Source organism: Pseudoalteromonas sp. SR45-5 (assembly GCF_014163565.1).
Classification (GTDB): domain Bacteria; phylum Pseudomonadota; class Gammaproteobacteria; order Enterobacterales; family Alteromonadaceae; genus Pseudoalteromonas; species Pseudoalteromonas distincta.
The window spans coordinates 1-3,474 of the sequence record NZ_JACJDN010000443.1 but is presented as its reverse complement, the minus strand read 5'-3'; the positions used below and the strand labels follow the sequence as shown (position 1 = coordinate 3,474).

Annotated in this window: 3 protein-coding genes; 2 read left to right on the top strand and 1 reads right to left on the bottom strand. The window is 40.0% G+C overall.

Going from position 1 to position 3,474, the window contains the following annotated elements:
- Window positions 1–170 precede the first annotated feature (170 nt).
- Window positions 171–2,288 carry a TonB-dependent receptor gene (locus tag H5072_RS14845; RefSeq protein WP_182693954.1) on the bottom strand — a complete coding sequence of 706 codons (2,118 nt, stop codon included), beginning with the start codon at window positions 2,286–2,288 and terminating at the stop codon, window positions 171–173.
- 84 nt (window positions 2,289–2,372) lie between these two features.
- Between H5072_RS14845 and H5072_RS14840 the strand changes: the two genes are divergently transcribed.
- On the top strand, window positions 2,373–2,771 hold the full coding sequence (locus H5072_RS14840) for a thioesterase family protein (RefSeq protein WP_024592343.1): 399 nt from the start codon (window positions 2,373–2,375) through the stop codon (window positions 2,769–2,771).
- A 126-nt stretch (window positions 2,772–2,897) separates the two neighbouring features.
- Window positions 2,898–3,296 carry an META domain-containing protein gene (locus H5072_RS14835; protein ID WP_010555269.1) on the top strand — a complete coding sequence of 133 codons (399 nt, stop codon included), beginning with the start codon at window positions 2,898–2,900 and terminating at the stop codon, window positions 3,294–3,296.
- Window positions 3,297–3,474: the final 178 nt, after the last annotated feature.

The following is a 3,474-nucleotide window of genomic DNA, read 5'->3' as shown; positions in this document are numbered from 1 at the left end:
CGTAGGTGGAAAACCTGTAGGTGCGAATTTATTTCGCGCTCATGTAAATTAACTTTATAAATAAGCGAGGTATAAAACCTCACTTACAAATAAAAACACCGCGTTTAATTTAAACGCGGTGTTTTTTTATTGCTTGCTGTAGCTTTCATTTGAAAGCCAACGGCTATGCTTTACAGATTAAGTGTAAACGTAACACCTGCTACGCGAGGCTCACCTAATTGTGTATAGGTATGCGTTGCGTAACCATCTTGTGGGTCATTACCAAATTCAAAACCACGTGTAGGGACTGTTTCGTCAAACACGTTACGAGCCCATGCGCGAACTGCCCACATGTCTGCTTCGTAGCCAAAGCTTAAGTTAACTAAGTTGCTGCTTGGTGCCTGTGAGTTATGACTATCTGAGAAGTAGTAATCGTCCTTACCTTCAATACCAACCATGCCGTAAAATGCGTTAGTAAAGTTGTAACGTGCAGTAAACGCATACTGGTATTTAGGTGACTGCGCTTGTTCGCGACCGTCTTGGTTTAAGCCTGATTGTGTTACAAAGTCGTCAATTTCAGTGTTTAAGTAACCAGCACTACCTGTTAAAAATAGATTATCAGTTAGTTGGTAACTACCTTCAACTTCAAGTCCGTAGTTGCTACCAGAACTTGCGTTATCAACATAACCGGTAAATTGCTGACCTTCTACTTGCCATGCTTTTAACTGAATATCGTCGCGGTGCATGTAAAATGCTGCTAAGCGAAGTGTAAATTTGTCATCAAGTGATGAACCTTTAACACCAAATTCGCCGCTCCATAAATATTCAGGGTCAAAACTGGTGTGTTGCTGGAAAAAATCAGCGCTTAGGTTTAAGCCTTCATCTTTTGCTTTAGCCAGTGCTTCTGAGTTAATACCACCGGCTTTGTAGCCACGGGTGATGCTGGTGTAGATCATAGTGCGATCAATTACTTGATATTCAAGTGCTATTTTACCGCCAACCATTACATCGTCAGTATCTTGTATAAAGCCATTGCTATCGGTGTAGTCGCCTTGGTATTGCTCTACACGTAAACCTGTAATTAATGTTGTTTTAGGGCCAATTGGAGTCGCTACTTGACCATATACTGCAACGTTACTCGTTTCGTAAGTTGAAGAGAACGGGCTTGCTAACCATGTGTACTGGCGCTCTAAATCAACATCACGGTTTTGGTAATAAATACCCGCAACCCAGTTACCTGTTTTAGAATTAAATTGTAAATCTACAGACTGATCGTCGCGATCGCGGCTGTATAAATCAGTTGAGCTGTATCCATCTGGATGTAAGCCAGCAGCACATAACTGTGGTTCACTTGTATCGTTACATACCCAGTCTTCGTCAAAGCTATAAAGCAACTCGGTATCAATAGCCGACAGGTTTAAATTTACATCAAAAGCGTCAAAACCCGTGTAAGTATTATTAACGCCTATAGCGTAGCTTTGTTGATTATCTTGTCCTGGTTCATCGGCAACACTATTGCGGCTGTTATCAAGCGTAAACGCATCATAGCCGTTGTTTATATCAATATAGTGCAGGTTTAACTCAGTATTTAAATGCTTTGTAAGCTGGCTGTTTAATTTAAAACGGGCTACTTGTTCGTCTTGATTTTGTGTTTCGTCATTTAAGTACAGGTTATCTACGTAACCGTCTGACTTTCTACGAAAGTAGCTAACGCGTGCGCTAGTGTCATCTGTTAAGCCAGTGCTTGCTGCAATGCCTGCTTCGCGGGTGTTGTATGTGCCAGCACCTACTTGTAATTTTAAGCTTGGATCGCTTGTGGCTTTAGCTGAACCCATTTGGATCATACCGGCCATACCGTCTGCGCCAAAGCGTGTACCTTGTGGCCCACGATAAATTTCTACTTGGTCTATATCAAATAATAATGAACTGCCACCAAGGCCAGAATAGTTAATACCATCAATAACTAAGCCTACAGATGGATTAATAGGGTCTACAAATTGTGAACGAAGTCCCACGCCACGAATTTGAATATAACGACCGCGCGACGCACCAGATGCAAAATTTACATTGGCGGTACTGCCTAACATTTCGTCTAAGTAACTTGCACCACGTTGATTAATTTCATCTTCGCTGAATAAGCTCGCACTCGCGCTTAAAGTTTGAATGCTTTCGCGCTGAAAATCGCCAGTTACAACAATTCTTTCTAGGTCGCTATCATCAGCGTTAGCTGCAATTGGTGCACCAAGCAGCGGTAAAAGTGCGGCAGTAATTAAAGACAAACGTAAGTTCATTGGGTTACTTAACTCCATTTTAGGGACTCGTATGGTAGCAATTATTTAAACACATGTGCTATAAACGCGGCAATTATACGTTAAATAATCAGGATTACTAATATGACCTTTAAAGTTGACTTCAAGGTACGTGATTACGAATGTGACTTACAAGGTATCGTAAATAACAGTGTTTATTTTAATTATTTAGAACATGCTCGACATGAGTTCTTGTACGCACACGGTATTGATTTTGCTCAGTTAGCAAAAGATAAAATTAACCTAGTCGTGATGCGCAGCGAAATGGATTATAAACATTCACTATTACCAGGTGATGAATTTTATGTGGCTGTAGAGCCGCAGCGTATTAGTCGTTTAAAATTTGCGTTTAAGCAAACGGTCATACGTAAAAGGGATGAAAAAGTAATGCTCAATGCACTGGTTATAGGAACGTCTGTTAATGAAAAAGGTAGACCGTTTTTACCAGAGCAAATAGATAACGTATTTAAAACTACAACTTAGTACTTAATCGCATAACTTTTGAACTATCATAGAACAAAAATTTACATTTAAAACATGCATTTTTAACGGATAAAGGGCATAAATATTGTTACAATTACATTAATTAGACAATTAGTTAGTAGTAGCATGAAATTAGCAGCAATACCGATGCTTATAGTCGGTTTATGTGTTGGTTGCGCATCAACAGGGACGGTTACCAGTGAGCAGCTTAAATACACCCAATGGCAATTATCACGTGTTGATGGTTTAGCAATTCCACCTTCGTTTAATGCATCAATGAGCTTTATTGAAGCACTGCAAGTAAACGGTTTTGCTGGCTGTAACAAATTTTTTGGTGAAGGCTCGCTTGAAGAAAGTAACCTTACCGTAAGTAAATTAGGAATGACGCGCAAGTCATGCGGCGAAGACCTTGATGAGTTTGAGCAGCAGTTATTACAAGCCTTAAAGCAAGGTGCAGAGCTTAAAATGCAAGACCAGCAATTAGTCATGCAAGGCGAGCAAACATTTGTGTTTATCCCTAAATAATTTTAAGTTTTTGAAAAACAGCCCCTTGCGGGCAGTTTTTAACTGACGTACACTCAGCGCAGATTTGTTGAATAATATCTTCGAATCGACGAACAAAATTTATATATCAATACTTGTCGGAGTGCCAAAGCTAAGTAATTAGTTTTTGGCTGAGATCGCGAAAGCGGGATCCGTGAAC